Annotated in this window: 21 protein-coding genes; 11 read left to right on the plus strand and 10 right to left on the minus strand. The window is 75.9% G+C overall.

Going from position 1 to position 24,790, the window contains the following annotated elements:
* The first annotated feature begins 117 nt into the window (after positions 1 to 117).
* Positions 118 to 1,719, plus strand: coding sequence for a sensor domain-containing diguanylate cyclase (locus FS882_RS07730; RefSeq protein ID WP_187365200.1), 1,602 nt, complete (start codon positions 118 to 120; stop codon positions 1,717 to 1,719).
* Between the two features lie 38 nt (positions 1,720 to 1,757).
* Here the strand turns inward: FS882_RS07730 and mtnN are convergent, their stop codons facing one another.
* The 4 genes from mtnN to FS882_RS07750 all read right to left on the minus strand — a co-directional run bounded on the left by mtnN (position 1,758) and on the right by FS882_RS07750 (position 4,954).
* Entirely contained in the window at positions 1,758 to 2,504 is a 747-nt protein-coding gene (gene mtnN, locus FS882_RS07735) for a 5'-methylthioadenosine/S-adenosylhomocysteine nucleosidase (protein ID WP_262348138.1), read from the minus strand.
* Positions 2,501 to 2,953: an S-ribosylhomocysteine lyase gene (locus FS882_RS07740; RefSeq protein ID WP_158372530.1), complete on the minus strand. Its 453-nt coding sequence runs from the start codon at positions 2,951 to 2,953 to the stop codon at positions 2,501 to 2,503. Before FS882_RS07740 ends, mtnN begins: the two co-directional genes overlap by 4 nt.
* Before the next feature lie 116 nt (positions 2,954 to 3,069).
* Positions 3,070 to 4,059, minus strand: coding sequence for a DNA-3-methyladenine glycosylase family protein (locus tag FS882_RS07745; protein WP_262348139.1), 990 nt, complete (start codon positions 4,057 to 4,059; stop codon positions 3,070 to 3,072).
* Between the two features lie 61 nt (positions 4,060 to 4,120).
* A complete protein-coding gene (locus tag FS882_RS07750; RefSeq protein ID WP_158372474.1) occupies positions 4,121 to 4,954 on the minus strand; it encodes an alpha/beta fold hydrolase in 834 nt (277 codons plus the stop codon).
* A gap of 96 nt (positions 4,955 to 5,050) precedes the next feature.
* Between FS882_RS07750 and FS882_RS07755 the strand changes: the two genes are divergently transcribed.
* Entirely contained in the window at positions 5,051 to 5,647 is a 597-nt protein-coding gene (locus tag FS882_RS07755) for a TetR/AcrR family transcriptional regulator (protein WP_222848163.1), read from the plus strand.
* A gap of 9 nt (positions 5,648 to 5,656) precedes the next feature.
* Here FS882_RS07755 and FS882_RS07760 read toward each other — a convergent pair whose 3' ends face one another.
* Complete coding sequence (locus FS882_RS07760; protein ID WP_158372476.1) at positions 5,657 to 6,625, minus strand: alpha/beta hydrolase; 969 nt, start codon at positions 6,623 to 6,625, stop codon at positions 5,657 to 5,659.
* Positions 6,622 to 8,094, minus strand: coding sequence for an MFS transporter (locus FS882_RS07765; RefSeq protein ID WP_158372477.1), 1,473 nt, complete (start codon positions 8,092 to 8,094; stop codon positions 6,622 to 6,624). Before FS882_RS07765 ends, FS882_RS07760 begins: the two co-directional genes overlap by 4 nt.
* Before the next feature lie 125 nt (positions 8,095 to 8,219).
* Between FS882_RS07765 and FS882_RS07770 the strand changes: the two genes are divergently transcribed.
* Positions 8,220 to 9,113: a DUF72 domain-containing protein gene (locus FS882_RS07770; protein ID WP_158372478.1), complete on the plus strand. Its 894-nt coding sequence runs from the start codon at positions 8,220 to 8,222 to the stop codon at positions 9,111 to 9,113.
* 166 nt (positions 9,114 to 9,279) lie between these two features.
* Here FS882_RS07770 and FS882_RS07775 read toward each other — a convergent pair whose 3' ends face one another.
* Both FS882_RS07775 and FS882_RS07780 read right to left on the minus strand, forming a co-directional pair.
* On the minus strand, positions 9,280 to 9,657 hold the full coding sequence (locus FS882_RS07775; RefSeq protein WP_158372533.1) for an RNA-binding S4 domain-containing protein: 378 nt from the start codon (positions 9,655 to 9,657) through the stop codon (positions 9,280 to 9,282).
* Between the two features lie 202 nt (positions 9,658 to 9,859).
* Positions 9,860 to 10,861 carry a ketopantoate reductase family protein gene (locus FS882_RS07780; protein WP_158372479.1) on the minus strand — a complete coding sequence of 334 codons (1,002 nt, stop codon included), beginning with the start codon at positions 10,859 to 10,861 and terminating at the stop codon, positions 9,860 to 9,862.
* A 107-nt stretch (positions 10,862 to 10,968) separates the two neighbouring features.
* Between FS882_RS07780 and FS882_RS07785 the strand changes: the two genes are divergently transcribed.
* The 8 genes from FS882_RS07785 to FS882_RS07820 all read left to right on the plus strand — a co-directional run bounded on the left by FS882_RS07785 (position 10,969) and on the right by FS882_RS07820 (position 21,471).
* A complete protein-coding gene (locus FS882_RS07785; protein ID WP_158372480.1) occupies positions 10,969 to 12,192 on the plus strand; it encodes an amidohydrolase in 1,224 nt (407 codons plus the stop codon).
* 201 nt (positions 12,193 to 12,393) lie between these two features.
* The gene (locus FS882_RS07790; protein ID WP_158372481.1) at positions 12,394 to 13,710 is read left to right on the plus strand and encodes a S1C family serine protease; all 1,317 of its coding nucleotides are present in this window, start codon (positions 12,394 to 12,396) and stop codon (positions 13,708 to 13,710) included.
* 117 nt (positions 13,711 to 13,827) lie between these two features.
* Positions 13,828 to 14,835 (plus strand): LacI family DNA-binding transcriptional regulator, encoded by a 1,008-nt coding sequence (locus tag FS882_RS07795; protein WP_158372482.1) that lies wholly within the window; start codon positions 13,828 to 13,830, stop codon positions 14,833 to 14,835.
* Positions 14,832 to 15,947, plus strand: coding sequence for a LacI family DNA-binding transcriptional regulator (locus FS882_RS07800; RefSeq protein WP_262348140.1), 1,116 nt, complete (start codon positions 14,832 to 14,834; stop codon positions 15,945 to 15,947). The genes FS882_RS07795 and FS882_RS07800 overlap by 4 nt, the downstream gene beginning before the upstream one ends.
* A gap of 263 nt (positions 15,948 to 16,210) precedes the next feature.
* Positions 16,211 to 18,163, plus strand: coding sequence for a glycoside hydrolase family 127 protein (locus FS882_RS07805; RefSeq protein WP_158372483.1), 1,953 nt, complete (start codon positions 16,211 to 16,213; stop codon positions 18,161 to 18,163).
* Positions 18,164 to 18,265: 102 nt separating this feature from the next.
* The gene (locus tag FS882_RS07810; protein WP_158372484.1) at positions 18,266 to 19,534 is read left to right on the plus strand and encodes an ABC transporter substrate-binding protein; all 1,269 of its coding nucleotides are present in this window, start codon (positions 18,266 to 18,268) and stop codon (positions 19,532 to 19,534) included.
* Positions 19,535 to 19,582: 48 nt separating this feature from the next.
* Entirely contained in the window at positions 19,583 to 20,530 is a 948-nt protein-coding gene (locus FS882_RS07815; protein WP_262348141.1) for a carbohydrate ABC transporter permease, read from the plus strand.
* Complete coding sequence (locus tag FS882_RS07820) at positions 20,527 to 21,471, plus strand: carbohydrate ABC transporter permease (RefSeq protein ID WP_262348142.1); 945 nt, start codon at positions 20,527 to 20,529, stop codon at positions 21,469 to 21,471. Before FS882_RS07815 ends, FS882_RS07820 begins: the two co-directional genes overlap by 4 nt.
* A 57-nt stretch (positions 21,472 to 21,528) precedes the next feature.
* Here the strand turns inward: FS882_RS07820 and FS882_RS07825 are convergent, their stop codons facing one another.
* Positions 21,529 to 21,948: a PIN domain-containing protein gene (locus tag FS882_RS07825; RefSeq protein ID WP_316043628.1), complete on the minus strand. Its 420-nt coding sequence runs from the start codon at positions 21,946 to 21,948 to the stop codon at positions 21,529 to 21,531.
* An 87-nt stretch (positions 21,949 to 22,035) separates the two neighbouring features.
* Positions 22,036 to 24,747, minus strand: coding sequence for a pyruvate, phosphate dikinase (gene ppdK, locus FS882_RS07830; RefSeq protein WP_158372486.1), 2,712 nt, complete (start codon positions 24,745 to 24,747; stop codon positions 22,036 to 22,038).
* Positions 24,748 to 24,790: the final 43 nt, after the last annotated feature.

A 24,790-nucleotide genomic window follows, 5' to 3' on the forward strand; every position in this document is an offset into this window, starting at 1 on the left:
CCCGCCACCGCGGTCCACCCGGTCGGCCCCTCAGATGACCTGCGAGGACGCCGATGACACGTGCAGGTCCCCGGCATGCTCGCCGGGGCGGCGCGTGCAACAGCGAGGGATCGGGACGTGGACGGCGCAGGGTCGCAGGAGTGGGAGGCCGCCGAGGGCGCCCGGGTGCTGCGCGGGGCCCTGGCGGCGCTCACCCGCGACGGCACCTTTCCCCTCGACGGGCTCACGCCGCGCTCGCCCGCGTCGGCCGCCGAGGGCGCCGGACGCGTCCCGGGCCTGCCGCGCCGCCGACGGCGGGTCGAGCCCGGCGACGGGCCCGCGCCCGAGGAGCTGGCCGCCCTCGCAGCCCGGCAGGCGCACCGGCTCCGCCAGCTCGAGACGCTGATCGAGGCGGCGCCGGTCGGCATCGGCCTGGTCCAGCTCGACGGCCGCACCCCGCTCACCAACGACACCCTGCGCCAGCTGCTCGGCTACTCGACCGAGGAGTTCGCGGCGATGCCGTTCGCGGACTACACCGTCCCCGAGGACCAGGCGGAGAACGACCGGCTGTTCCGCGCGATGGTCGACGGCGACGGCGACGGCGACGGCTTCGCGATGCAGAAGCGGTTCGTCCGCAAGGACGGCAGCACGCTGTGGGTGGACCTGACCGTGTCGCTGGTCCGGGACGCCGACGGGCGCCCGGACTACGCCATCGGCATGGTCCAGGACATCACCGAGCGCAAGCGCCTGGCCGACGAGCTCGCCGCCGCCGAGCTGCACTACCGGCTGCTCGTCGAGCACGTGCCCGCGGTGGTCTACATCGCCGAGCCCGGGCCCGGCGGGCGGTTCGAGTACGTCAGCCCCCGGCTGGAGTGGATGCTCGGGCGCTCGCCCCAGGAGTGGCTGGACGACCCGGGGGAGTGGTCGCGCGCCATCCACCCGTCCGACCGCGCCATGCGCACCCACGAGGAGGCGCTGCGCGAGGGGCTCGGCGTGGGCGGCCAGCTGCCGTCCATCACCTACCGGCTGCGGCACCGCGACGGCTACGACGTCTGGGTGCGCGACGACGCGGTGCTGCGGCGGGACAGCGACGGGCGGCCCCGGCTGCACGGGGTGCTGGTCGACGTGAGCCAGGAGAAGACGCTCGAGGAGCGCCTGGCGCACATGGTCGACCACGACGCGCTCACCGGGCTGGTGAACCGGGCCCACTTCCACCGGCTGGTGGACGAGGCGCTGGCCGGGCGGGTCGACGGCCGCCGCGCCGTCGCGGTGCTCTACGTCGACCTCGACGACTTCAAGGCCGTGAACGACAGCTTCGGCCACGCCGTGGGCGACCGGGTGCTCGTGGCGGTGGCCGAGCGGCTGCGCGAGCTCGTCCCGTCGACCGGTGCGGTCGCGCGGCTGGGCGGCGACGAGTTCGCGGTGCTGCTCACCGGCACGCCCGCGGCGGTGCGACGCGCCGTCGCGGCGGTGCAGGAGATGGGCCAGGTGTCGGTCCCGGTCGGCGGCGCGTGGGCGCGGGTGAGCGCGAGCGTCGGCGCGGCGTCGGCCGGCCGGGCGCACACTACGGAGAAGCTCCTGCACGACGCGGACCAGGTGATGTACGACGCGAAGCTCGGCGCGGGCCGGCCGGGGCGGGGCGGGGCGCGCCGCGGGCCCGCGGGCGGCCGGCGCGCGGGCGACCGCGGTGCCGCGCCCGGCGCCGCCCACGACGAGGGCGGCCGGCGCGCCGGGGGCTGAGGCGGATCCTCGTGTCCCCGGCGCGCCGGTCGTCGTCGTCAGGCGGTGGCGCCCACCCGGGCGAGCACGCCGAGCACCACGGCCGCGGAGCGGTCCGCGGCGTCGTCCACGTGCGTGAGGAAGTCGTCCGCGCCGGCCGGGCCGCACAGGTCCGAGATGCCGCGGACGGCCAGGAACGGCACGCCGTGGACGTGCGCCACCTGCGCCAGCGCGGTGGTCTCCATGTCGGTCGAGAGGCCGCCGGGGAACTGCTCGCGCACCGGGCCGACGAGGGTCGCGTCGACGAACGCGTCGCTCGACAGCATCAGGCCGGCCCGCACCGTGAGGTCGCCGGCGTCGGCACCGAGGGCCGCCCCGCGCAGCGCGGTGTCGCCGTGGTAGGTCGCCGGCATGCCGGGCACCTGGCCCAGCGCGTAGCCGAAGGCCCGCGCGTCCGCGTTCGTGTAGACGTGCTCGGTGCCGACGACGACGTCGCCGACGTGCACGCCCGCCTGGACGCCGCCCGCGCTGCCGGCGCTGATCAGGGCCGCGGGCGCCGCGCCGCCGCGGGCCGCCGCGACCAGCACCAGCGCCGCGGACGCGGCCGAGGCGGCGTTCGCGAGGCCGATGCCCGACCGGACCAGCAGCACGTCGCGGCCGCCGACGGTGAGCACGTGGTGCTCGGCCCCGCCGACCGTGGCGGGGTCGCCGACCGCGTCCGCCCGCTCGAGGAACGGCGCGGCCTCGTCCGGCATGGCGACCGAGACGACGACGTCGACGCCCGCCAGGGCGCTCGTCGTGATCACGCGGTCACCTGGCTCCACCCGGCGCGGTGCGCGAGGAACTCCCGCGCGGCACCCTGCGCGCCCTCGAGGGTGTGGTTGGCGCCCCAGCCGCACTGCACCTCGTTGGCGGCGGGCACCTCGCCGGCCGTGGTGATGTCCTGGAGGGTCTCGGCGACGAGGTCCTGGACGTCCTCCTCGGCCCACTCGCCCTGCAGGATCAGGTAGAACCCGGTCTGGCAGCCCATGGGGGAGAAGTCGATCACCCGGTCGCTGTGGTTGCGGGAGTGCTCGGCGAACAGGTGCTCCAGCGAGTGCACGACCGGCATCTCCAGGTGCGCCTTGTTGGGCTGGGCGAACCGGATGTCGTACTTGCTGATCACGTCGCCCGCCGGGAGCGCCTTCTTGTCGGCCAGCCGGATGTACGGCGCGGCGACCGTCCGGTGGTCGAGGTTGAACGACTCGACGTTCATGCGGGGCTGGTTCACGGGACTCCCTCGAGGGTGGCTCGGTCGGACGAGATCATTGTGCAGCGGTCCGCGGGGCCGCGGTATTCCGGGCACGGTGGCCGGACGGAGGTGTCCCCGGCTCAGGCCGGCCGGACGGCGCGCCGGGGCCGCGGCCGGGTGCGCGGGGCGCGCGAGCGGTCCGTGAGCTCCAGCAGCCGCACGACCCGGCCGCGGTGCGGCGCCCAGGGCGCGAGCACGTCCAGGACCTCCTCCTGCTCGACCCGGCGGCCCGCGATCGCGGTGCCGACGAGCCGCGGCAGGTGCAGGTCGCCCACGGACACCGCGTCCGGGTCGCCGAGCGCACGGCGGGTGGTCTCCGCGACGGTCCACACGCCGACCCCGGGCACGGTCGCCAGCCGGCGCCGCACCTCCGCGGCGGCGCCGGGGGCGTCCGGGGCCACGTCGAGCACCTCCTGGAGCCGCCGGGCGACCGCCGCGGCCCGCAGGATCGTCGCGGACCGCTGGTCGTCCACGCCGGCGCGCCGCCAGTCCCACACCGGGACCCGCCGCCAGCCGAGCGCGTCCGGCGGCACCCGCATGCCCGCGGGCGCGGGACCGGGCGGCACCTCGCCGTGGCGCAGCAGCAGCCAGCGCCAGGCGTGGTGGGCGTCCACCGTGACGACGCGCTGCTCCAGCACCGCCGGGACCAGCGCACCCAGCACGTCGCCGGTCCGGGGGATGCGCAGGCCGCGCAGCCGGTGGTGCGCCGCGGCCAGCGCGAGGTGGCCGGCGGCGTCGAAGGTGCGCGGGTCGTCACGCGCGCCGAGCAGGTCCGGCAGCCCGGCCAGCGCGCGCGCCGCGCCCGGGCCCCACGCCGCCGCGGCGACGCCGCCGGGGCCGGGCCGCAGGTGCAGGGTGGCGGGGCCCTCCGCGGTGCGCAGCGCGTGCCACACCGTGCCGTCCCGCTCGATCCGCAGCGCCGGGTCGAGGCCGCCGCGGCGGACCAGCATCAGCGTGAGGCGGACGTCGAGCGGCCCGTCGGGCACGAACCCGCCGGTCAGCGGGGCGTCGCCGTGGCCGGCCGGCGCCGGGTCGGCCGCGGCGCGCTCGGGACGGCTCGGGTGCTGCACCCCACCAGCATGCCGGACGGGGCCGACAGGCCCCGCCCGGCCACCGCCGCGCCGCCCGCGGTCAGCGCCCGAGGAAGTCGAGCAGGACCTCGGTCACCTCGGCGGCGTGCGTCCAGAGCATGCCGTGCGGCGCACCCTCGATCTCCACGTACTCGGCCTGCGGCAGCGCCGCGTGGAACGGCCGCCCGGTGGCGTCGATCGGCAGGATCCGGTCGGCGGTGCCGTGCACGATCAGCGTCGGCACGTCGACCTTCGGCAGGTCGCCCCGGAAGTCGGTCAGCCAGGCGGGCACGACCGCGCTGGACGCGAACCAGGACGAGCCGGCGGCGACGTCCCAGGAGTGCCGGAGCGCCTCCTCCGACAGCCGCGACCCCAGGTTCTCGTCGGTGTTGTAGAAGTCGGCGTAGAAGCTGGTGAAGTACGCGTACCGGTCGGCGGTCACCGCCTGGACGATGCCGTCGAAGACGTCCTGCGGGACGCCGGTGGGGTTGTCGTCGGTCTGCAGCAGGAACGGCTCGAGCGAGGCCAGGAACACGGCCTTCGCCACGCGCTCCGAACCGTACGCGCCGAGGTACCGGCCGACCTCGCCGGTGCCCATCGAGAAGCCGACCAGGACCGCGTCGCGCAGGTCGAGGGTGTCGAGCACGGTCTTGAGGTCCGCCGCGAACGTGTCGTAGTCGTACCCGGTGGTGGGCTGGCTCGACTGCCCGAAGCCGCGGCGGTCGTAGGTGATGACGCGGTAGCCGGCGTCGAGGAGCGCGGCGGCCTGCTTCTCCCACGAGTGGCCGTCCAGCGGGTAGCCGTGGATCAGGACGACGGGCTGCCCCGTCCCGTGGTCCTCGTAGTAGAGGTCGATCGACGTGGTGTTCTCGGTGCCCACGGTGATGTACGGCATGGCCAGCCCTCTCCTCGGTGCGGAGAACGGTCGTTCTCTGCGATGTCGCCTACACTAGAGAACGAGCGTTTTCCGCGCAACCCCCAGGAGGCGGCCATGAACCAGGTGCAGGAGGCGGCCCGCCCGGCCGCGTCCGCCGACGAGCTGCGCGAGCGGGTCCTGGCCGCGGCGGACCGGCTGTACTACGAGCGCGGCATCCAGGCCGTCGGCATGGACGAGCTGCGCACCGAGGCCGGCGTCCCGCTGAAGCGGCTGTATGCGCTGTTCGGCGGGAAGGACGCGATCGTCGCGGAGGTGCTGCGCCGGCGCGGCGCGCTGTGGGAGCGCGGCGTGCGCGCGGCCGTCGACGCCGCCGGGACCCCGCGCGAGCGGCTGCTCGCCGTGTACGACCACCTGGCCGCGTGGTTCGGCGAGACCGACTTCCACGGCTGCATCTTCATCAACTCGTTCGGCGAGCTCGGCGGGTGCTCGCCCGAGGTCGCCGAGATCGTCCGCGCCCACAAGGCGACGTTCCAGGAGTACGTCGCGGGACTCGTGGCGGAGGCCGGTGGCCCGCCTGCGCTCGCGGCGCAGCTCGCGATCCTGGCCGAGGGCGCCCAGACGACGGCCGCCATCGCGGGCACGCCCGAGGCCGCGGAGCAGGCCCGGTCCGCGGCGGCGACCCTGATCGACGCGGCGGGGCTGCCGCGCTGACGCCGGGGGTCAGGCCGCGCGGTCGCCCCGCACCCGCGCCAGGAACTCGGTGACCGTGCGCAGGTACTCCGCCCGCGGCCCGTCGGCCGACAGCGCGAGGTCGTGGATGCCGCCCGGGATCGTCACGAGCGTGACGTCGTCGCCCAGCCGGGGCGCGCGGGCCCAGATCTGCTGCACGTCCAGGACCGTGTCCTGCGCGTCGAGCAGCGGGTTGGTCCGGGAGTTCGGCCCGGACTCCGCGGCGGTGCACACCAGCACCGGGACGTCGATCCGCAGGCCTCGGGCCAGCCGGGCCTGGCCCCGGCGCACCGCGCGCAGCCAGCCCGCGCGCACCGGGAAGCCCTCGGCCGGCTTCAGCGCGCGGTCGTACGCCCAGCGCCCGCCGTTGTCGGCGTGCAGGTGCCACGAGTACGCGGACGGCCCGTCGGCCAGCACCCGCATCCGGTCGACCGGCCCCAGGCTGTCCAGCACCCAGGTCGACACCACGCGCTGGAACCAGCGGGCGTTGAGGTCGAACCACGGGCTGTTCAGCACCAGGGCGTCCACGGCGCCACGGCCGCCGGGGCTGTCCGCCCACAGCGCCGCCGTGAGCCCGCCCGTCGAGTGCGCGTGCACCGTGAGCCGGTCGTGGCCGAGCTCGTCGCGCAGCAGCCGGGCGGCCAGGCCCAGGTCGGCGCGGTACTCCGCGAGGTCGTCGACGTAGTGCGGCACCTGACCCTCCCGCCAGGACCGCCCGCACCGGCGCAGGTCGAGGGCGTAGAAGGTGTGCCCCGCGGCGGCGAACGCGTCGGCCAGGTGGGTCTGGAAGAAGTAGTCGTTGAACCCGTGCACGTGCAGCACCGCGCTGCCGCCCCGGGCGGCGCCGGGCTCCGGGGTCCGGCGCACGACGGTCGCCACCAGATCCGGGTCCGTCGCCGACAGAGCGAGCGCGCGCTGCTCCCAGCCCGGCCCGAGCGGGTCGGGCCGCCAGCCGGTCACGCGCGCCCCCGGTCGGCCGTCGCGGGCGCCCCGGGCCGGGCCGCGGCCAGGTGCAGCGGCAGCAGCGCGGCCAGACCGATCGCGATGACGAGCACGATGCCCAGGATGCCCCACCGCTGCGACCCGGCGAGCGCCACCGCGGTCGAGAACGCGAACGGCGCCAGGAAGCTCGCCGCGCGGCCCGTCGTCGCGTACAGGCCGAAGATCTGGCTCTCCCGCCCGGGCGGCGCGAGGCGGGTGAGGAGCGACCGGCTCGCGGACTGCGCCGGGCCCACGAACACGCAGAGCAGCAGCCCGCAGACCCAGAACGCCGACGTCCCCGCGCCGGCCAGGGCGAACGTGGCCACGCCCGCGACCACCAGCCCGACCAGCGAGACGACGATGAGCACCCGCGGTCCGACGCGGTCGTCGAGCGCGCCCGCCGCGAGCGTCGCGACACCGGCGACGACGTTCGCGGCGATCGCGAACACCACGACCTCGCTGGCGGAGAACCCGAACGTGCCGGAGGCGATCACCGCCCCGAACGTGAACACGCCCGCGAGCCCGTCGCGGTAGACGGCGCTGGCGAGCAGGAACCAGACCGTGCTGCGCGACGTCCGCCACAGGTCGCGCACGTCCGCGACGATCCGGCGGTAGGCCTCGGCCACCCCGGGCCGGCGCCCCGCCGCGGCGGAGCCCGCCGGGTCGTCCGGCACCGCGACCAGCACCGGGATCGCGAACGCCCCGAACCACAGCGCCGAGACCAGCACCGCGACCCGGATGTTGACGCCGTCCTCGCCCGTCACGCCGAACCAGCCGACCTCCGGGTCGATGAACCCGACGAACAGCACCAGCAGCAGCACGATGCCGCCCAGGTAGCCCGCGCCCCAGCCGAGCCCGCTGACTCGGCCGAGCGTGGCCGGGGTCGCCACCCGGGGGAGCAGGGCGTTGTAGTGCACGCTCGCCAGCTCGAACGTGACGTTCGCCGTGGCGAGCAGCGCGATGCCGACCAGGAGGTTCGCGGTGAGCGAGCCCGGGTCCGGGCGGACCAGGGCCATCGCCGCGCACAGGGCGACGGTGACCGCGGTCTGCACCGCGAGGTTGCGGCGGCGGCGGCCGGAGCCGTCGGCGCGGGTGCCGGTCAGCGGGGCGAGCACCGCGATCAGGACGCCCGCGGCCGTCAGGCCCCAGCCGAGCCAGGTCGAGTGCCGCGCCAGCGCGGCGTCCAGGGCGTCCCCGCCCTCCGCGACCACGGCCGGGTCGACGAACGCGTCGCTGGTCAGCCAGCGGGTGAACACGAAGGTCGTGATGACGGCGTTGAACGCCGCCGAGCCCCAGTCCCACAGGGACCAGGCGACGATGCGGCCGCGCGAGCCCGGGGCCGGCGTGCCCGCGGGGGCGCCGGCGCGGCCCGGGTCCCCGGGTCCGGGGGTCGGCGGGCCGGGCGGCCCGGGTGGCGTCGGCGGCAGCGGGGCGGGGTCGGCGTGCACCCGCCAGGCATACCGTCATCGGGCGTCGCGCGCGTGTCGAACGGCTGAACGCGCGGCGACGCGGGCGGTGGCGTCACCCGTCCGGAGCGGTTGCCGGGCGCGCGGGCCCTGCCTACGGTCCGGCCATGACCGCGACCGTCCGCATCGGCATCTCCGGCTGGCGGTACGCGCCGTGGCGCGGGGTGTTCTACCCCCGGGGCCTGCCGCAGCGCCGCGAGCTCGAGCACGCCTCCCGGCACCTGGGCACCATCGAGATCAACGGCTCCTTCTACGCGCTGCAGCGGCCCGAGTCGTACCAGGCGTGGCGCGCGGAGGTCCCGGAGGGCTTCGTGTTCTCCGTCAAGGGCGGCCGGTTCGTCACGCACATGAAGAAGCTCGCCGACGTCGAGGTGCCGCTGGCGAACTTCTTCGCCTCCGGGGTGCTCGCGCTCGGCCCGGCGCTCGGGCCGGTGCTGTGGCAGCTGCCGCCGACGCTCGGCTACGACCCGGACCGGCTGGCGCGGTTCTTCGACCTGCTGCCGCGGACGACGGCCGCCGCTGCCGAGCTGGCCGGGCGGCACGACGAGCGGCTCGACGACCGCGCATTCACCACCACCGACGCCGACCGGCCGCTGCGGCACGTGCTGGAGGTGCGGCACGCGTCGTTCGAGACCCCGGAGTTCCCGGCGCTGCTGCAGGCGCACGGCATCGGCCTCGTGGTCGCCGACACCGCCGGCCGCTGGCCGTACCTGGAGGACGTGACGTCGGACCTGGTCTACGTGCGGCTGCACGGCGACTCCGAGCTGTACGTCTCGGGCTACGACGACCCGGCGCTCGACCGGTGGGCGGCGCGGGTGCGGGCGTGGGCGGCCGGCGGGGAGCCGGACGACGCGCGCCGGCTGGGTCCGCCGGCCCCCGCGGCGCCGGAGGGCCGGGACGTCTACGTGTACTTCGACAACGACGCGAAGGTGCGGGCCCCGGTCGACGCGATGGCCCTGGCGGCTCGCCTGGGCGTCGGTCCGCCGCCCACCCGGGACTGACGGGGCCGACCCGGGGCGTTCCGGCGCGCGCGGTCCGACGCCTGCGGCCCGTCGCGGGCGGCCCGACCTACCCGAGTGGATCCGTTCGCACGGACACGCTCGGGCGTGTTCGTGCGAAAGGATCCATTCGCGCGACGCCGGCCGGCCGTACGCGGGCCCCGTCGGGTCAGCCGCGGCCGCGGAGGCGGTCGATCTCGCGGCGCTCGCGCTTGGTGGGGCGGCCGGCGCCGCGATCGCGCTGCGCCGCCACCGCCACCTGGTCCGGGGGCGGGGGTGCCGGCGTGCGGTCGACGTAGCAGCGGGCGGCGGGCTCCGGCCCGACCCGGCGCTCCAGGACGTGCGCGACCTCGACGATCCGCTCGGGCCCCTCGCCGCGGACCCGGACCTCGTCGCCGACCTTGACCGAGGTCGCCGGCTTGGCGCGCTCGCCGTTGACCCGCACGTGGCCCGCGCGGCACGCGGTCGCCGCCGCGGCGCGGGTCTTGGTGAGCCGGACGGCCCACACCCAGCGGTCGACACGGGTGGACGGCGGCCCCGCGGGCAGCGGCTTGGCGGCGGGCGCGGGGGAGCCTGGTGCGACCGCTCCGGCACCGGGCGCGCGAGGGTCGGCAGCGGGCGCACCCGCGCCGGGGACGCCTGTGCCGCCGGACGCGACCGCGTGCCGGGCCGCTGCCGCGGGACGGGTGTCGCCGCCGCCGGGTCCGCCGCCGGCCGCCCGCTCGTCGCTCTCCACGTCGCCGCTCCGGTCAAGCCGCGGCCCGGGCGGAACCGAGGATCTCGGCCGCGTCGTGCCCGCCCGGTTGCTCGCCGGCCGCCGCGGCGGCCTCGGCCAGCCGCAGGAGTGCCGCGTTGAGCGGGGTCGCGACCCCGTGCAGGCGGCCGAGCAGCACGATCTCCCCGTTCAGGTACGCGGCCTCGATCGACCCGGCGCCGCGCACCAGGCTCTGCCAGGACGACCCGCCGCGCCGGCTGACGCCCGGCAGCTCGACGAGGGTGAAGTCGCTGCGGGCCTCCGCTTCGTCCTCGGGCGACGTCGGCTCGATCCCCGCCGCCGCGAGGACCGCGCGCGCCTCCGCGACCGTCGCGGTCAGCAGCTCCTTCGCCGCCGGCTCGCGGACCGGGCCGCACAGCGCCTCGACGGCGTTGCCGAGGTTGCTCAGCAGCTTCGCGTACTTCCAGGCCATGACGTCCCGCACGACCGGCGCGCGGAAGCCCACCGCCTCCAGGTCGGCCGCCACGGCCGCCAGGTCGGGGTCGGGCGCGCCCGCCGGGTACGAGCCGAGCGTCAGCACCCCGGTCACGGGGCTGCCCGCCGCGGAGACCCGGCCGGGCTCGAGGAACGTCGCGGGCAGCCACACGCACATCCCGACGACGCGGGCGAACCGGCGCAGCGCCGTGCGCTCGTTGTCGACGCCGTTCTGCGCGCACACCAGCAGCAGGTCCTCGCCCGCGGTGCGCCCGCCGGCGACCGGACGACCCGCCCACTGCGCCGTCGTCGCGGCGGTGTCCTGGCCCTTCACGGCGAGCACCAGCACGTCGTCCGGGCGCAGGTCCACGTCCTCGGGCCCGGCCGCCGTCGCGGCGCGCACGACCCGCGCGCCGGCGGGGGTCGTGAGGTGCAGGCCGTCGGACCGCAGCGCGTCGAGGTGGGCGCCGCGCGCGACGAGCACGACCTCGCGCCCCGCCTCGGCCAGCAGCCCGCCGATGGTCCCGCCGACCGCGCCGGCGCCGATGATCACGTATCGCACGCGTGCCACCGTGCCACACGCGGCGCCCTCGCGGCGCCCGGGGCCGGTCGCCGGACGCCCGCGTCCCGGGTGCGGACCGCCCCGGACGCCGACGTACGGTGGAGGCCATGACCTCCTCCGTCGTCGCCGTCACCGGCGGCCATGTCGTCCCCGTCTCCTCCGACCCGATCGACGGCGGCACCGTCCTCATCCGCGACGGCCGCATCGAGGCCGTCGGTGCCGACGTCGCGGTCCCCGAGGGTGCGACCGTGATCGACGCGACCGGCCGCTGGGTGCTGCCGGGCTTCGTCGAGGCGCACGGTCACGTGGGCATCCACGAGGAGGGCGAGGGCGTCGCGGGCAACGACACCAACGAGATGACCGGCCCGAACATGGCGGCCGTCCGCGCGATCGACGCGGTGAACATCGACGACGAGGGCTTCCGCGACGCGCTGTCCGGCGGCGTCACCTCGGTCGTCGTGAAGCCGGGCTCGGGCAACCCGATCGGCGGCCAGTCGGTCGCGATCAAGTCCTGGGGCGGCCGCACCATCGACGAGCAGGTCATCAAGGCGGCCGTCTCCGTGAAGTCGGCGCTCGGCGAGAACCCCAAGCGGGTGTACGCCGAGAAGAAGCAGACGCCGTCGACCCGGCTCGGCACCGCGCTGATCATCCGGCAGGCGTTCACCGACGCCCAGCACTACCGCGCCGCGCGCGCCGCCGCCGAGGCCAAGGGCGAGCCGTTCAAGGTCGACCTCGGCCTGGAGGCGCTGGCGCGGGTGCTCGACGGCGAGCTCGCCTGGGACCAGCACGCGCACCGGCACGACGACTTGGTGACGGCCATCCGGCTGGCCGACGAGTTCGGCTACCGCCTGGTGCTGAACCACGGCACCGAGGGCCACAAGATCGCGGACGTCATCGCCGAGCGGGACATCCCGGTGATCTTCGGGCCGATGTTCACCTCGCGGTCCAAGGTCGAGCTCCGGGACCGCGCCATCGCCAACCTCGCCGCGCTCGCGAAGGCCGGCGTCCGGGTCGCGATCACCACGGACCACCCGGTGGTGCCGATCAACTTCCTGGTGCACCAGGCGACGCTCGCGGTGAAGGACGGCCTGCCGCGGGACACCGCGCTGGAGGCGCTCACCGTCAACCCGGCCTCGTTCCTCGGCCTGGACGACCGGGTGGGCGCGCTGGAGCCGGGCCGGGACGGCGACGTGGTGATCTGGTCCGGCGACCCGCTCGACGTGCACGCCCGCGCGGAGCACGTCCTCATCGAGGGCCGCACGGTCTACACCTGGGACGAAGCGACCCGGACGGCCCACGTGGTGGAGCGGTCGGAGCGCTTCACGGCCTGACCGGCGCGTCCCCGGCCGTGAGGTCGTCACAACCGCGTGAGGTCGTCACCACGGTGTGACGACCTCGCCGCGATGTGACGACCTCGGGCGCCGGCGGCGGTTCATGGGCGGCGCTCAGGGAGGGTTCAGCGGTCGTCCGGGATCGGGGCGTTCTCTTGCTCCTGTCGGCGCCACAGCGGCGCCCCGCAGGAGGTGTCCGGAATGGACCAGCACGACCAGGCCGCCCAGTCGACCGATCCGCAGCAGCCCGCAGCGCTCTCCGGCCACGCCGCGTACCCCGGCGACGCGGCCGCCGCCCCACCCGCCCCGCGCCGCTCCCGCCGGCGCCGCACCGCCGTCGCCCTGGTCGCCTCGGGTGCCGTCGCCGGGGCCCTGGTCCTCGGCGGGTCGGCGGTCGCGCTCGGCTGGCCCGCGGGCACCGCCGGCACCGGGCTCACCGCCTCGGCCGGCCCGGACGGCTCCGCGTCCGGCCTCGGCGGGTGGAGCGGGGCCACCGGGTCGCAGGGCGGCTCGTCCTCCGGCTACGGGTACGGGGGGTCCGCACCGTCGACCGGCACCGGCACCCTGGACACGAGCACCGCCACCGAGGCCCAGCAGCAGGGCGTGGTGCTGATCGACACGGTGCTCGGCTACCAGTCCGCCGAGGCGGCGGGCAGCGGCGTCGTGCTCACCTCGGACGGCCTGGTGCTCACCAACAACCACGTGGTCGAGGGCGCCACCGAGATCACCGTCACGATCGGCACCACCGGCGCGACGTACACCGCCCAGGTCGTCGGCACCGACGCCACCGCCGACGTCGCCGTCCTCCAGCTCGACGGCGCGTCCGGGCTGACCACGGCCACGCTCGACGCCGATGGCGACCTCGCCGTGGGCGACGCGGTCACGGCGGTCGGCAACGCGCAGGGCGGCGGCGTGCTCCTCGCGGCGGACGGCACCGTCACCGCGCTGGACCAGTCGATCACCACCCGGGCCGAGGGGGTCTCGTCAGGGGAGTCGCTGACCGGGCTGATCCAGGTGGACGCGGACGTGGTCTCGGGCGACTCCGGCGGCGCGCTGCTGGACGACCAGGGCGAGGTCGTCGGCATCACGACCGCCGCGTCCTCCGGCTCGTCGGACATCACCGGCTTCGCCATCCCGATCGACGACGCCCTGGACGTGGCGACGCAGATCGTCGCGGGCCACGACTCCGACACGATCACGCTCGGCTACCCGGCGTTCCTCGGCGTGCAGCTGGCGACCGGCAGCGCGACCCTCCCGGGCCTCGGTGGGGCGACCGGCTGGACCGGCACCGGCGCGACCGTCGCGGGCGTCGTCGACGGAACCCCGGCGGCGCAGGCCGGCCTGGCGGCGGGCGACGCGATCACCGCGGTCGACGGCACCGCCGTGGCGGACGGCGACGCGCTGAGCGCGGCGCTCGCGGCGCACGCCCCCGGCGACCAGGTGACGCTGACCTGGACCGCCGCCGACGGCACCGCGCAGACGGCGACCGTCACCCTGATCGCGGGCCCGGCGGACTGACCCGGCGCCCGGCCCGGGCCCCGGGCCGCCCGCTCGCCGGGTGGCCGGGCGTCCGGGCAGCCCGGCGGCCGGGCGCGCCCGCCCGCGCCGCACCGGCAGGCCCTACGCTGACGCACCATGGCCGTCACGATGCAGGACGTCGCGCGCCGCGCCGCCGTGTCCGTGAAGACGGTGTCCCGGGTGGTCAACGACGAGCCGCACATCAGCCCGGACAAGCGGGCGCGGGTGCTCGCGGCGATCGACGAGCTCGGCTACCGGCTCAACCCCGCCGCGCGGACGCTGCGCACGGGCCGGTCGGGCGTCATCGGCCTCGGGCTGCCCGACCTGCGCGAGCCGTACTACGCCGAGCTCGCGCACGCCGTGCTCCAGCAGGCCGGCCGGCGCGGCCTGACGGTGCTCGTCGACCCGACCGGCGGCGACCGGGACCGCGAGCTCGCGCTGCTGCGCGGGCGCGGCGGCGGGCTGGACGGCGTGCTGCTGTACGCGCTGGGCGTGGGAGCCGAGGACGCCGACGCCGCGGCGCTGCCCGCGGTGCTGCTGGGGGAGCGGGTCGCACCCGGGGCCGCGGCCGCGGTCGACGCCGACCCCGCGGTGGCCGCCGCCGTCGCCCACCTGGTCGAGACGGGGCGGCGGCGGATCGCCGTGCTCGGGGCCGATCCCCGCCCAGGGTCCCCGGGCGCGCGCCGGACCGCCGCGTTCCGCCGCGCCGCCCGCGACGCCGGTCTCGACGTCGACGAGGCGCTGCTGCTCGACGTCGGGCCCCGCTGGGGCCGCCAGGCGGGCGCCGAGGCCGCGGCCCGGCTGCTCGACTCCGGCCGGCCGGTCGACGCGCTGATCGCGCACACCGACGCCCTGGCGCTGGGGGCGCTGCGCGCCGCGCTCGACCGGGGGCTGCGGGTGCCCGAGGACCTGGCCGTCGTCGGGTCCGGGGACACGGAGGACGCCCGGTACGCCGTGCCGTCCCTGACGTCGATCGCGCAGGGCACCAGCGAGGTGGCCGGCACCGCCGTGGCGCTGCTCGAGGACCGGATCGAGGGCCGCGCCCCGCGGGGCGACGGGGCGCGCGCGGCCGCCGCCGTCGAGCTGCGCCTGCGCGAGTCCACGCTCGGGGTGGGGGTCGCGTGACCGCCGCCGTCGAGGGCCCCGCCGGCGCCCCGGGCACCGCTGACGCCGCCGTGGACCGCACCGCAGCGGACCGCACCGGCGCCGACCCCGCCCGCCCCGTCACGATGGCGGACGTCGCCGCGGCGGCGGGGGTGTCGGTCAAGACCGTGTCGAACGTCCTCGCCGGGCACGCGCACGTCCGGCCCGAGACCCGCGACCGGGTGCTCGCCGCGGTGGAGGCCCTCGGCTACCGGGTCAACCCGTTCGCCAGCCGGCTGCGGTCGGGGCGCACGGGCGTGATCGCGTTCGCGCTGCCGCACCTGTACCAGCCGTACTTCGGCGACCTGGCCGAGCGGGTCATCGCCGAGGGCGAGCGCCGCGGGCTGACCGTGGTCATCGAGCCGACCGACGCGGTGGCGGCCGCCGAGCGCGCGGTGCTCACCGGCGGGCGCCGGCAGCAGGTCGACGGCGCCATCGTCTCGCCGGCGGCGCTGAGCCCCGCCGAGGTGGAGCGGCTGCGCGTCGAGGGCCCGGTCGTCCTGCTGGGGCCGCGGCTCGGCGCGCCGCCCGCGGACCAGGCCGTGATGGACGACCGCGGGGCGGCCCGGACCGCGGTCGCGCACCTGCTCGCGACGGGCCGGCGGCGGATCGCGGCGATCGGCGCGACGCCGAGGGGCGGGTCCGCCGCGCTGCGCGAGGCCGGCTACCGGGACGCCCTCGCGGCGGCCGGCGTCCCCGTCGACGACGCCCTGGTGCTCGACGCGCCCGACTGGGACCGCCGGTCGTCGGGCGCCGCGGCGGCGGTGCGGCTGCTCGGATCGGGCGCCCCCTTCGACGCGGTGTTCTGCTTCAACGACGCCATGGCGTTCGGCGCCCTGCGGGTGCTGGCCAGCCGGGGGCTGCGCGTGCCGGACGACGTGGCGGTGGTCGGGTTCGACGACACCGAGCAGGCCCGGTTCTCGACCCCGCCGCTGACCTCCGTCGACCCCGGGCAGGAGCAGATCGCCCGGACGGCCGTCGAGCTGCTGGTCGACCGGATCGGCGGGTACGCGGGGGAGCCCCGCGTCGTGGTGGCGGAGCACCGGCTCGCCGTGCGGGAGTCGAGCGGCGGTCCGCGGACGCCCGTGGCCTGATCCCCACCCCGTCGTCCCGGGACCGGCCGTCCGACAGGGGGGGCGTCGCGACAGAGCGACGGGACCGGGGTGCGCCTGCCGCGAGGACGTGGCGTGCATCGATGTCAGGGCCTCCGCGGAGGTCGGAGCCCCATCGGCACCCGGGATGGCGCGCGACAGCGGTCGCCACGCGCCCACTGCGCGAGTCGTCGGTGTTGACATCGATGTAATCGGACAGCAGAGTGGCGTCCGCACCGTTGCACCGCTCACGGCGAGGAAGCCCCATGACGCACGCGGCCACCACCGCACCCACCGCCCGCCCCGCGCAGCCGCTGCGCGCGCACGCCGGCCCGGTCGCCCCGCGCGCCGCCGAGCGCCTGGTCCAGCGCCCGCTGCCGGCCTCGGCGGTCCGCCTCGACCCGGCCGGCCACCTCGGCCGCTGGCAGCGGCTGAACGCCGACGCCACGCTGCCGCACAGCATCGGGATGCTGGAGGACAGCGGCGCCCTGCCCAACCTCCGCCGGGTCACCGGGGAGCACGACGGCCCGTTCGTCGGCTACCAGTTCGCCGACTCGGACGTCTACAAGGTGCTGGAGGCGATCGGCTGGGAGATCGGCCGCACGGGCACGGGCGTGTTCGACGGCTTCCTCGACCGGACCCTCGACCTGCTCACCCGGGCCCAGGACGCCGACGGCTACCTCAACTCGTTCGTGCAGGTCGACCGGCCCGCCGAGCGCTGGGCGGACCTGCGCTGGGCGCACGAGCTGTACTGCGCCGGGCACCTGATCCAGGCCGCGGTCGCCCTGCACCGCGGCGCCGGGCGGGCCGACTACCTCGCGCTGGGCCGCCGGTGCGCCGACCTGGTCGTCGCCACGTTCGGACCCGGGGGGCGCGCCGGCTACTGCGGCCACCCGGAGGTGGAGACGGCGCTGGTCGAGCTGTACCGCGAGACGGGCCACGAGCCGTACCTGGCCACGGCCCGGCGGATGGTCGACGAGCGCGGGCAGGACCTGGCGCTGCTCGGCCCCGACCGGCTCGGCGCGCACTACTTCCAGGACCAGGCCCCCGTCCGGGAGTCGCTCGAGGCGACCGGCCACGCCGTGCGGCAGCTCTACCTGGACGCGGGCGTCACCGACGTGTTCACCGAGCAGGGCGACGACACCCTGCTCGCCGCGATGCGCGCGCAGTGGGACTCGGCGCACCACCAGAAGATGTACGTGACCGGGGCGATGGGCTCGCGGCACTTCGACGAGTCCTTCGGCGACGCGTACGAGCTGCCGCCGGACCGTGCCTACGCCGAGACCTGCGCCGCCATCGCCGACGTGCAGTGGTCCTACCGGATGCTGCTGGCCGACGGCGGCTCCCGGTACGCCGACGCGATCGAGCGGGCGCTGCTCAACGCGGTCGCCGCCTCGGTGTCGGCGGACGGGCGGTCGTTCTTCTACTCCAACCCGCTGCACCTGCGCGAGGGGCACCGCGAGGAGGAGAACGCACCGTCCCGGCGGACGCCCTGGTACTCCTGCGCGTGCTGCCCGCCGAACATCGCCCGGCTCGTCGCGTCGCTGCACGCGTACCTGGCGACCGCGACCGACGACGCGCTGCGGGTGCACCTGTACTCCGCGGCGACGATCGAGGTCCCCGAGCACCTCGGCACCGGCACCGTCCGGGTGGACACCGCGTACCCGGCCGACGGGCGCGTGCGGGTGGAGGTCGACGGCACGCTCGCCGGGTCGCTCGCGCTGCGCGTGCCGGGCTGGGCCACCGGCCTGCGGGTGACCGTCGACGGCGCCCCGCTCGCCGCGACGACCCCGGCCGACCTGCCGCTCGAGGACGGCTACCTGGTCCTGCCCGCGGGCACCCGCCGGGTCGAGCTCGACCTGGACATGCCGGCGACCGCGGTCGCGGCGCACCCCCGGGTGGACGCCGTGCGCGGCTCGGTGGCGCTCGTGCGGGGCCCGGTCGTCTACTGCGTCGAGCAGGCCGACCACCCCGACGGGCCGTCCGTCGAGGACGTGCGGCTGCGCGCCGGCGGCGCCCTCACGGTGGTCCCGGGCGACGACCCGCTGCCGCGCATCGCCGCGGAGGGCGTCGCCGCCGACGCTGCCGACGCCCCGCTGTACGGGGCGGGCCCGTGCGTCCCCGCCGCGGGCGCACCCGTGCGGCTGACCGCGATCCCCTACGCGCAGTGGGGCAACCGCGCCCCCGGCGCCATGCGGGTCTGGCTCCCGCTCGCCTGACCGGCGTCCGGCGCCGCGGCCGAGCGGTCCGGCGCCGGACGACCACGACGCACGACCCGGCCCCCGAGGGCCGGCACCCCACGACGAAGGGACGGCGCGACGATGCGCAGACGGGTCAGGAGGGCGGCCGCGCTGGCCGCCGCGGTGGTGCTCGGCGCGAGCGCCTGCGCGAGCGGGCCCGGCGGTGGCGGTGACGACGACACCGTGACGCTCTGGGTCCGCGATTACCAGAAGGCGATCATGGGCACGCTCGCGGACGAGTTCAACGCGACCCACGACACCCAGGTCGAGGTCACGCTGGTGCCCGCGACGAGCTTCGTGCAGAAGCTCGGCACCGCGGTGGCGGCCTACCAGGGCCCGGACATCGCGTCGCTGGACCTGGTGTTCGCGCCGTACTTCGCCTCGGCGGGCGTGCTCGCGGACGTGACCGACCGGGTCGACGCGCTGCCGTACGCGGACGACCTCAGCCCGGCGCACCTGGACCAGGTCACCTACGAGGGCCGCACCTACGGGGTCCCGTTCACGGGTGACGTGTCGGTGATGTTCTACAACAAGACCCTGTTCGCCGAGGCCGGGCTCGACCCCGAGGTCCCGCCGGCCACCTGGGCCGAGGTGCAGCAGGCCGCCGAGGCGGTCGCCGCGCTCGGCGACGGCAGCAACGGGTTCGTGTTCTCCGGCGCGTGCGGCGGCTGCAACATCTTCTCGCTGACCCCGCTGGTGTGGGCGTCCGGCGGCGACGTGCTGAACGCCGACGGCACCGAGGCGCTGCTCGACTCCGACGAGGTCGGCGGGGCCCTCCAGCTGTACCGGGACCTGTACGACGCGGGCACCATGCCCGAGCTGGTGCGCACCGACGCCGGCCCGAACGCGGCGAGCGCGTTCCAGTCCGGCACGGTCGGCATCCGGTTCGACGGCACGTCGTTCATGTCGACGCTGGTGTCCGACGGCGCGGTCGACTTCGGCGTCGCCCCGATCCCCGGGCAGGACGGGGGGTCCGCCTCGTTCGCCGGCGGTGACGTGCTGTCGGTGATGACCGGCGCCGACAACCCGGACGGGGCCTGGGAGTTCCTGCAGTGGGCGACGGACCGCGACGCGCAGCAGGTGCTCGCCGACCACGCGATCCTGCCGATCCGGATGGACCTGCTCGACGAGATCTACGTGCCGCAGGACCCGCGGTTCGCCGTGTTCGCGGACGCGCTGTCCGTCGGGCACGTGCCGTACTCGATCGTCGAGAACGAGCTGTTCAACGACAACAACGGCGTCTGGGCCGGGCTGATCCAGGACGCCGTGTTCGGACCCGGCAGCGTCGCCGACGCGCAGGCCGCGGCCCAGGAGGACGCCCAGGCGATCCTCGACAAGGCGAACGACTGACCCCATCCGCGGGGCACCGCGCCCCCTCGAACGACGGAGTTCCGAGCGATGACCGCACCCGTCATGGCCCCACCCGCACCCGGCGGCGTCGCGCTGCCCCGGCGCCGCCGCAGGCGCGCCACCCTCGCCCGCCGGCGCACCCGGCTCGGCGTGCTCATGGTCCTGCCCGCCGTCGTCATGCTCGGCCTGTTCTTCCTGTGGCCGCTGACGCAGACGGTCCGGATGTCCTTCTACGACTGGCCGATGCTCGGCGAGCACACGTGGGTCGGCCTGGAGAACTACGCCGACGCGCTGACCGACTCCGACTTCCTGGCGGCGGTCGGCTTCACGCTCCGGTACACGCTGATCGCCACGCCGCTGCTGTTCGCGGTGGCGCTGGTCCTCGCGCTGCTGGTCCGCGGGGGCACCCGCGCCGCGCGGGCGTTCCAGACGATCTGGTTCATCCCGGTGGTGATCGGCATGGCCGCCGCGTCCTACCTGTGGATGTACCTGTTCCAGCCCGACCTGGGCCCGGCCGCCGCGCTGGGGGAGCGCGCCGGGCTGCTGGACGCCTCGCAGAACTACTTCGCCACGTTCACGTCGGCGCTCGTCATCGTGCTGGCCATGGTCACCTGGAAGGTGGTCGGCCTGCAGATGCTGCTGCTGTCCTCCGGGCTGCAGTCCATCCCCGTCGAGGTGACCGAGGCCGCGCGGATCGACGGCGCGGGGCGGTGGCAGGCGTTCCGGCACATCACGCTGCCGCTGCTCCGGCCGACGCTCGCGCTGGTGCTGGTGTTCTCGGTCGCCGGGTCGCTGCTCGCGTTCGACCAGTTCTTCATCATGACCGCGGGCGGGCCGTCGAACTCGACGATCACCGCGGTGTTCCAGACCTACCGGACCTCCTTCATCCAGTTCGAGCTCGGCGCCGGTGCCGCGATGTCGGTGCTGCTCATGGTCGTCCTCGCGGCCGTGAGCGCCCTGCAGATGCTCCTGCTGAGGAACACGGACAACGCATGAGCACGCTGGTCGCCGCCGACGCCTCGGCCCTCGCCACCCCCGACCCGTCCCGGGCCCCGGCGCCCCGGCGCCGCGGCCGCATCCCGCGCACCGTCGCCGAGGTCCGCGCCTCGATGCCCCGCCTCGCGTGGTGGGTCGTCTGCCTCTGCCTCGCCATCGTGTTCCTCTACCCGCTCTACGTGATGATCACGCAGAGCCTCAAGGCGCCCGCCGAGGCCGTCGCCGTCCCGCCGACGATGTTCCCGCACGACTGGTCGCTCGAGAACTACCGGGCGCTCGCGGACTCGTCGTCCGGGATCAGCCTGCTGCGCTCGCTCGGCAACTCGGTGCTGGTGTCGGTGTCGGTGACGCTGCTCACCACGGTGGTCGCCACGCTGGCCGGCTACGGCTTCGCCAAGCTGCCGTTCCGCGGCTCGGGGTTCATCTTCTTCCTCGCCCTGGTCGCGTTCATGGTGCCGTTCCAGGCGATCATCACGCCGCTGTTCCTGATCCTGCGGAACCTCGGTCTGCTCGGCTCGCTGCCGGGGCTGATCCTCGTCATCGCGACGTTCAGCCTGCCGTTCGGGCTGTTCCTCATGCGGAACACGTTCGCGGCGCTGCCCGGCAGCCTGGAGGAGGCCGCGATGATCGACGGGTGCGGGACGCTCGGCGCGATGCGCCGCGTGCTGCTCCCGGTCGCGCTGCCGGGCGTGATCTCGACCGCGCTGCTGACGTTCTTCACCGCGTGGAACGAGTTCTTCGCGACGCTGATCCTGCTGGTGGACCAGGACAGGTACACGCTGCCGGTCAGCCTGCAGATGCTGGCGTCCGGGCAGAACAACCAGCTGGACTGGGGCGTGATGCAGGCGGGGGTCACGGTGACGGTCGTGCCCTGCATCGTGATCTACCTGCTGCTGCAGAAGTACTACGTCAGCGGCCTGCTGTCGGGCGCCGTGAAGTAGGCCGCGCGGCCGCGTCACGACCCCGCACAGGACGGGGGCCGGACCGCCCCGCGGGCGCTAGCGAGCCCGCGGGGCGAGGACGCGGACCAGGTGGTCGAACGGGGCGAAGTCGGCGAGGTTCGCCGTCATCACCGCAGCCCCGTGCCGGTGGGCCTGTGCGGCGATCAGGGCGTCCTTGCCCCGGATCCTGGCTCCCGTGGCGCGCGCGCCCGCCGCGACGACGCCGTACGAGCGGCTGGCCGCGACGTCGAAGTCGAGCCAGTCGAACCGCTCGTCCAGGTCGTTCAGCCAGCGGAGGCGGTCCGCTGCGACCTGGGGGTCGCGCGCCGTGAGCACACCGAGCTCGAGCTCCGCGCGGGACAGGATGCTGGCGGCGTACCGCTCGGCGGGATCGCCGTGGGTCGTGATCTCGATCTCCTCGTCGGAGGCGAGCGTACCGGAATGTAGACGGGGGTCTACATCCGGTCCGCCCGGCAGCGCGCGGCCGCGGCCGCGGGCGGACCGGGCGCCGCGCCGCCGCCCTCCCGGTGTCCCAACCGGGCGGGCGGCGCCGCGCGCGCCCCCTCACCGGGCGTCGGAGTCGGCTCCCTGGATCGCGGCCCTGCCGGCCTCGAGCCGCGCGACCGGCACCCGGAACGGCGAGCAGGACACGTAGTCCAGCCCGACCGCGTCGAAGAACCGGATCGACTCCGGGTCACCACCGTGCTCGCCGCACACCCCGACGGTGAGGTCCGGGCGGGTGGCCCGACCCTCCTCGACGGCGATGCGGACGAGCCGACCGACGCCCTTCGTGTCGATGGTCTCGAACGGGGACACGGTGAGCACCCCGTTCGCGAGGTACTCCGGGAAGAACGCCCCCTCGACGTCGTCCCGGGAGAAGCCCCACGTCGTCTGCGTGAGGTCGTTGGTGCCGAACGAGAAGAACTGCGCGACCTCGGCGATCCGGTCGGCGGTGAGCGCCGCGCGCGGCAGCTCGATCATGACGCCGACCGGGAGGTCCAGGTCGACCCCGCGCGCGGCTCCGACCTCGGCCATGATCCGCAGCGCCTCGTCGCGGACCAGGTGGAGCTCCATGACGGAGCCGACCAGCGGCACCATGATCTCCGCGTGCGGGGTGCCGCCGGCCTCGAGCCGGTCGGCCGCCGCCTCGCAGATCGCGCGGATCTGCAGCGCGAACAGCCCGGGCACGACGAGGCCGAGCCGGACGCCGCGCAGCCCGAGCATCGGGTTCGCCTCGTGCATCCGGCGGACGGCGGCGAGCAGCCGGGTGTCGTGCTCGTCCTCCTCGCCGCGCTCCCGCGCCAGGGCCACCTTGACCGCCAGGTCGGTGAGGTCGGGCAGGAACTCGTGCAGCGGCGGGTCGATCAGCCGGATGGTGGTCGGCAGCCCGTCCATCTCGGTGAGCAGCGCCCCGAAGTCCTCCCGCTGCAGCGGCAGCAGGGCGTCCAGGGCCGCCTGGCGCTCCGCGTCGTCGGCGGCGAGCACGACCCGCTCGACCAGCACGCGTCGCTCGCCGAGGAACATGTGCTCGGTGCGGCACAGCCCGATGCCCTGGGCGCCGAGCGAGCGGGCGCGCCGGGCGTCCTCGGCCGTGTCCGCGTTGGCGTGCACCCGCAGCCGCCGGGTGTCGTCGGCGTGCGTGAGGACGCGGTGCACGGAGCGGACGAGGTCGGCGGTCTGCTCGTCCTCGCCGGCCTGGTCGAGCGCCGCGTCCAGGCCCTCGCCCAGGTAGGTGCTCACCGGCGACGGGACGACCGGCACGGCGCCGAGGTAGACCTCGCCCGTCGAGCCGTCGATCGCCACGACGTCGCCCTCCGCCACCTCGTGCCCGGCCACCCGCATCGACCGGGCCGCGGGGTCGATGTCGAGCGCGTCGGCCCCGACCACGCAGGTCAGCCCCATGCCGCGTGCGACGACCGCCGCGTGCGACGTCTTGCCGCCGCGGGCGGTGAGCACGCCGACCGAGGCGATCATGCCGCCGAGGTCGTCCGGGTTGGTCTCCCGGCGGATCAGCACCACGTCCTCTCCCGCGGCGGCGCGCGCCTCGGCGGTCGCCGAGTCGAACACCGCGTGGCCCACGGCGGCGCCGGGGGAGGCGGCCATGCCGGTGGTGAGCAGGGTGCGCTCGGCGTGCGCGTCGAACCGGGGGAACATCAGCTGGGACAGCTGCGCGCCGCTGACGCGGGCGAGCGCCTCGTCCATCGTGATGAGGTGCTCGTCGACCAGCTGGGTGGCGATCCGGAACGCGGCCGGCGCCGTGCGCTTGCCGACCCGGGTCTGCAGCATCCAGAGCTTGCCGCGCTCGACGGTGAACTCCACGTCGCACAGGTCGCGGTAGTGGGTCTCCAGCCGGCGCATGGCCTGGCGCAGCTCGCCGTAGGCCTGCGGGGACACCTGCTCCATCTCGGCCAGGCTGAGCGTGTTGCGGATGCCGGCGACGACGTCCTCGCCCTGCGCGTTCGCCAGGTAGTCCCCGTAGTCGCCGGAGTGCCCGGTGGCCGGGTCGCGCGTGAACGCCACGCCGGTGCCGGAGGTCGGCCCCAGGTTGCCGAACACCATGCTGACGACGTTCACCGCGGTGCCGAGGTCGTCCGGGATGCGCTCGCGGCGCCGGTACAGCCGGGCGCGGTCGGTGTTCCAGGACCGCAGCACCGCGACGATCGCGAGGTCCAGCTGCTCGCGCGGGTGCTGCGGGAACTCGCGGCCCGACTCGGAGCGGACGATGTCCTTGTACGCCCCGACGAGCTGGCGCAGGTCCGCCGCGTCGAGCTCGACGTCCTGCTCGACGCCCTTCGCCGCCTTGGCCTTGTCGAGCGTGTCGGCGAACAGGTCGCCGTCGATGTCCAGGACGGTCTTGCCGAACATCTGGATCAGCCGGCGGTAGGAGTCCCAGGCGAACCGCTCGTCCTCGGCGAGCTCGGCGAGCCCGATGACGGACGCGTCGTTGAGCCCGACGTTGAGCACGGTCTCCATCATCCCGGGCATGGAGAACTTGGCGCCGGAGCGCACGGAGACGAGCAGCGGCTCGTGGAAGTCACCGAGCCCGCGGCCCAGCGCGTCCTCCAGCCGGCGGACGGCCATGGTGACCTGCACGCGCAGCTCGGGCGGCAGGTGCCCGGTGCGCATGTAGGCGCGGCAGGCGTCGGTGGTGATGGTGAAGCCGGGCGGCACCGGCAGGCCGAGGCGGGTCATCTCGGCGAGGTTCGCGCCCTTGCCGCCGAGCAGGTCCTTCTGGTCCTTGCCACCCTCGGAGAAGTCCTGGACATAGCTGGCCACGTGCACCTCCGGTACGACCGCGGGGGCGTCGTTGCACCCGCCC

The sequence above is a fragment of the Cellulosimicrobium cellulans genome, from assembly GCF_007679345.1.
In the GTDB taxonomy this organism is placed as follows: domain Bacteria; phylum Actinomycetota; class Actinomycetes; order Actinomycetales; family Cellulomonadaceae; genus Cellulomonas; species Cellulomonas cellulans_A.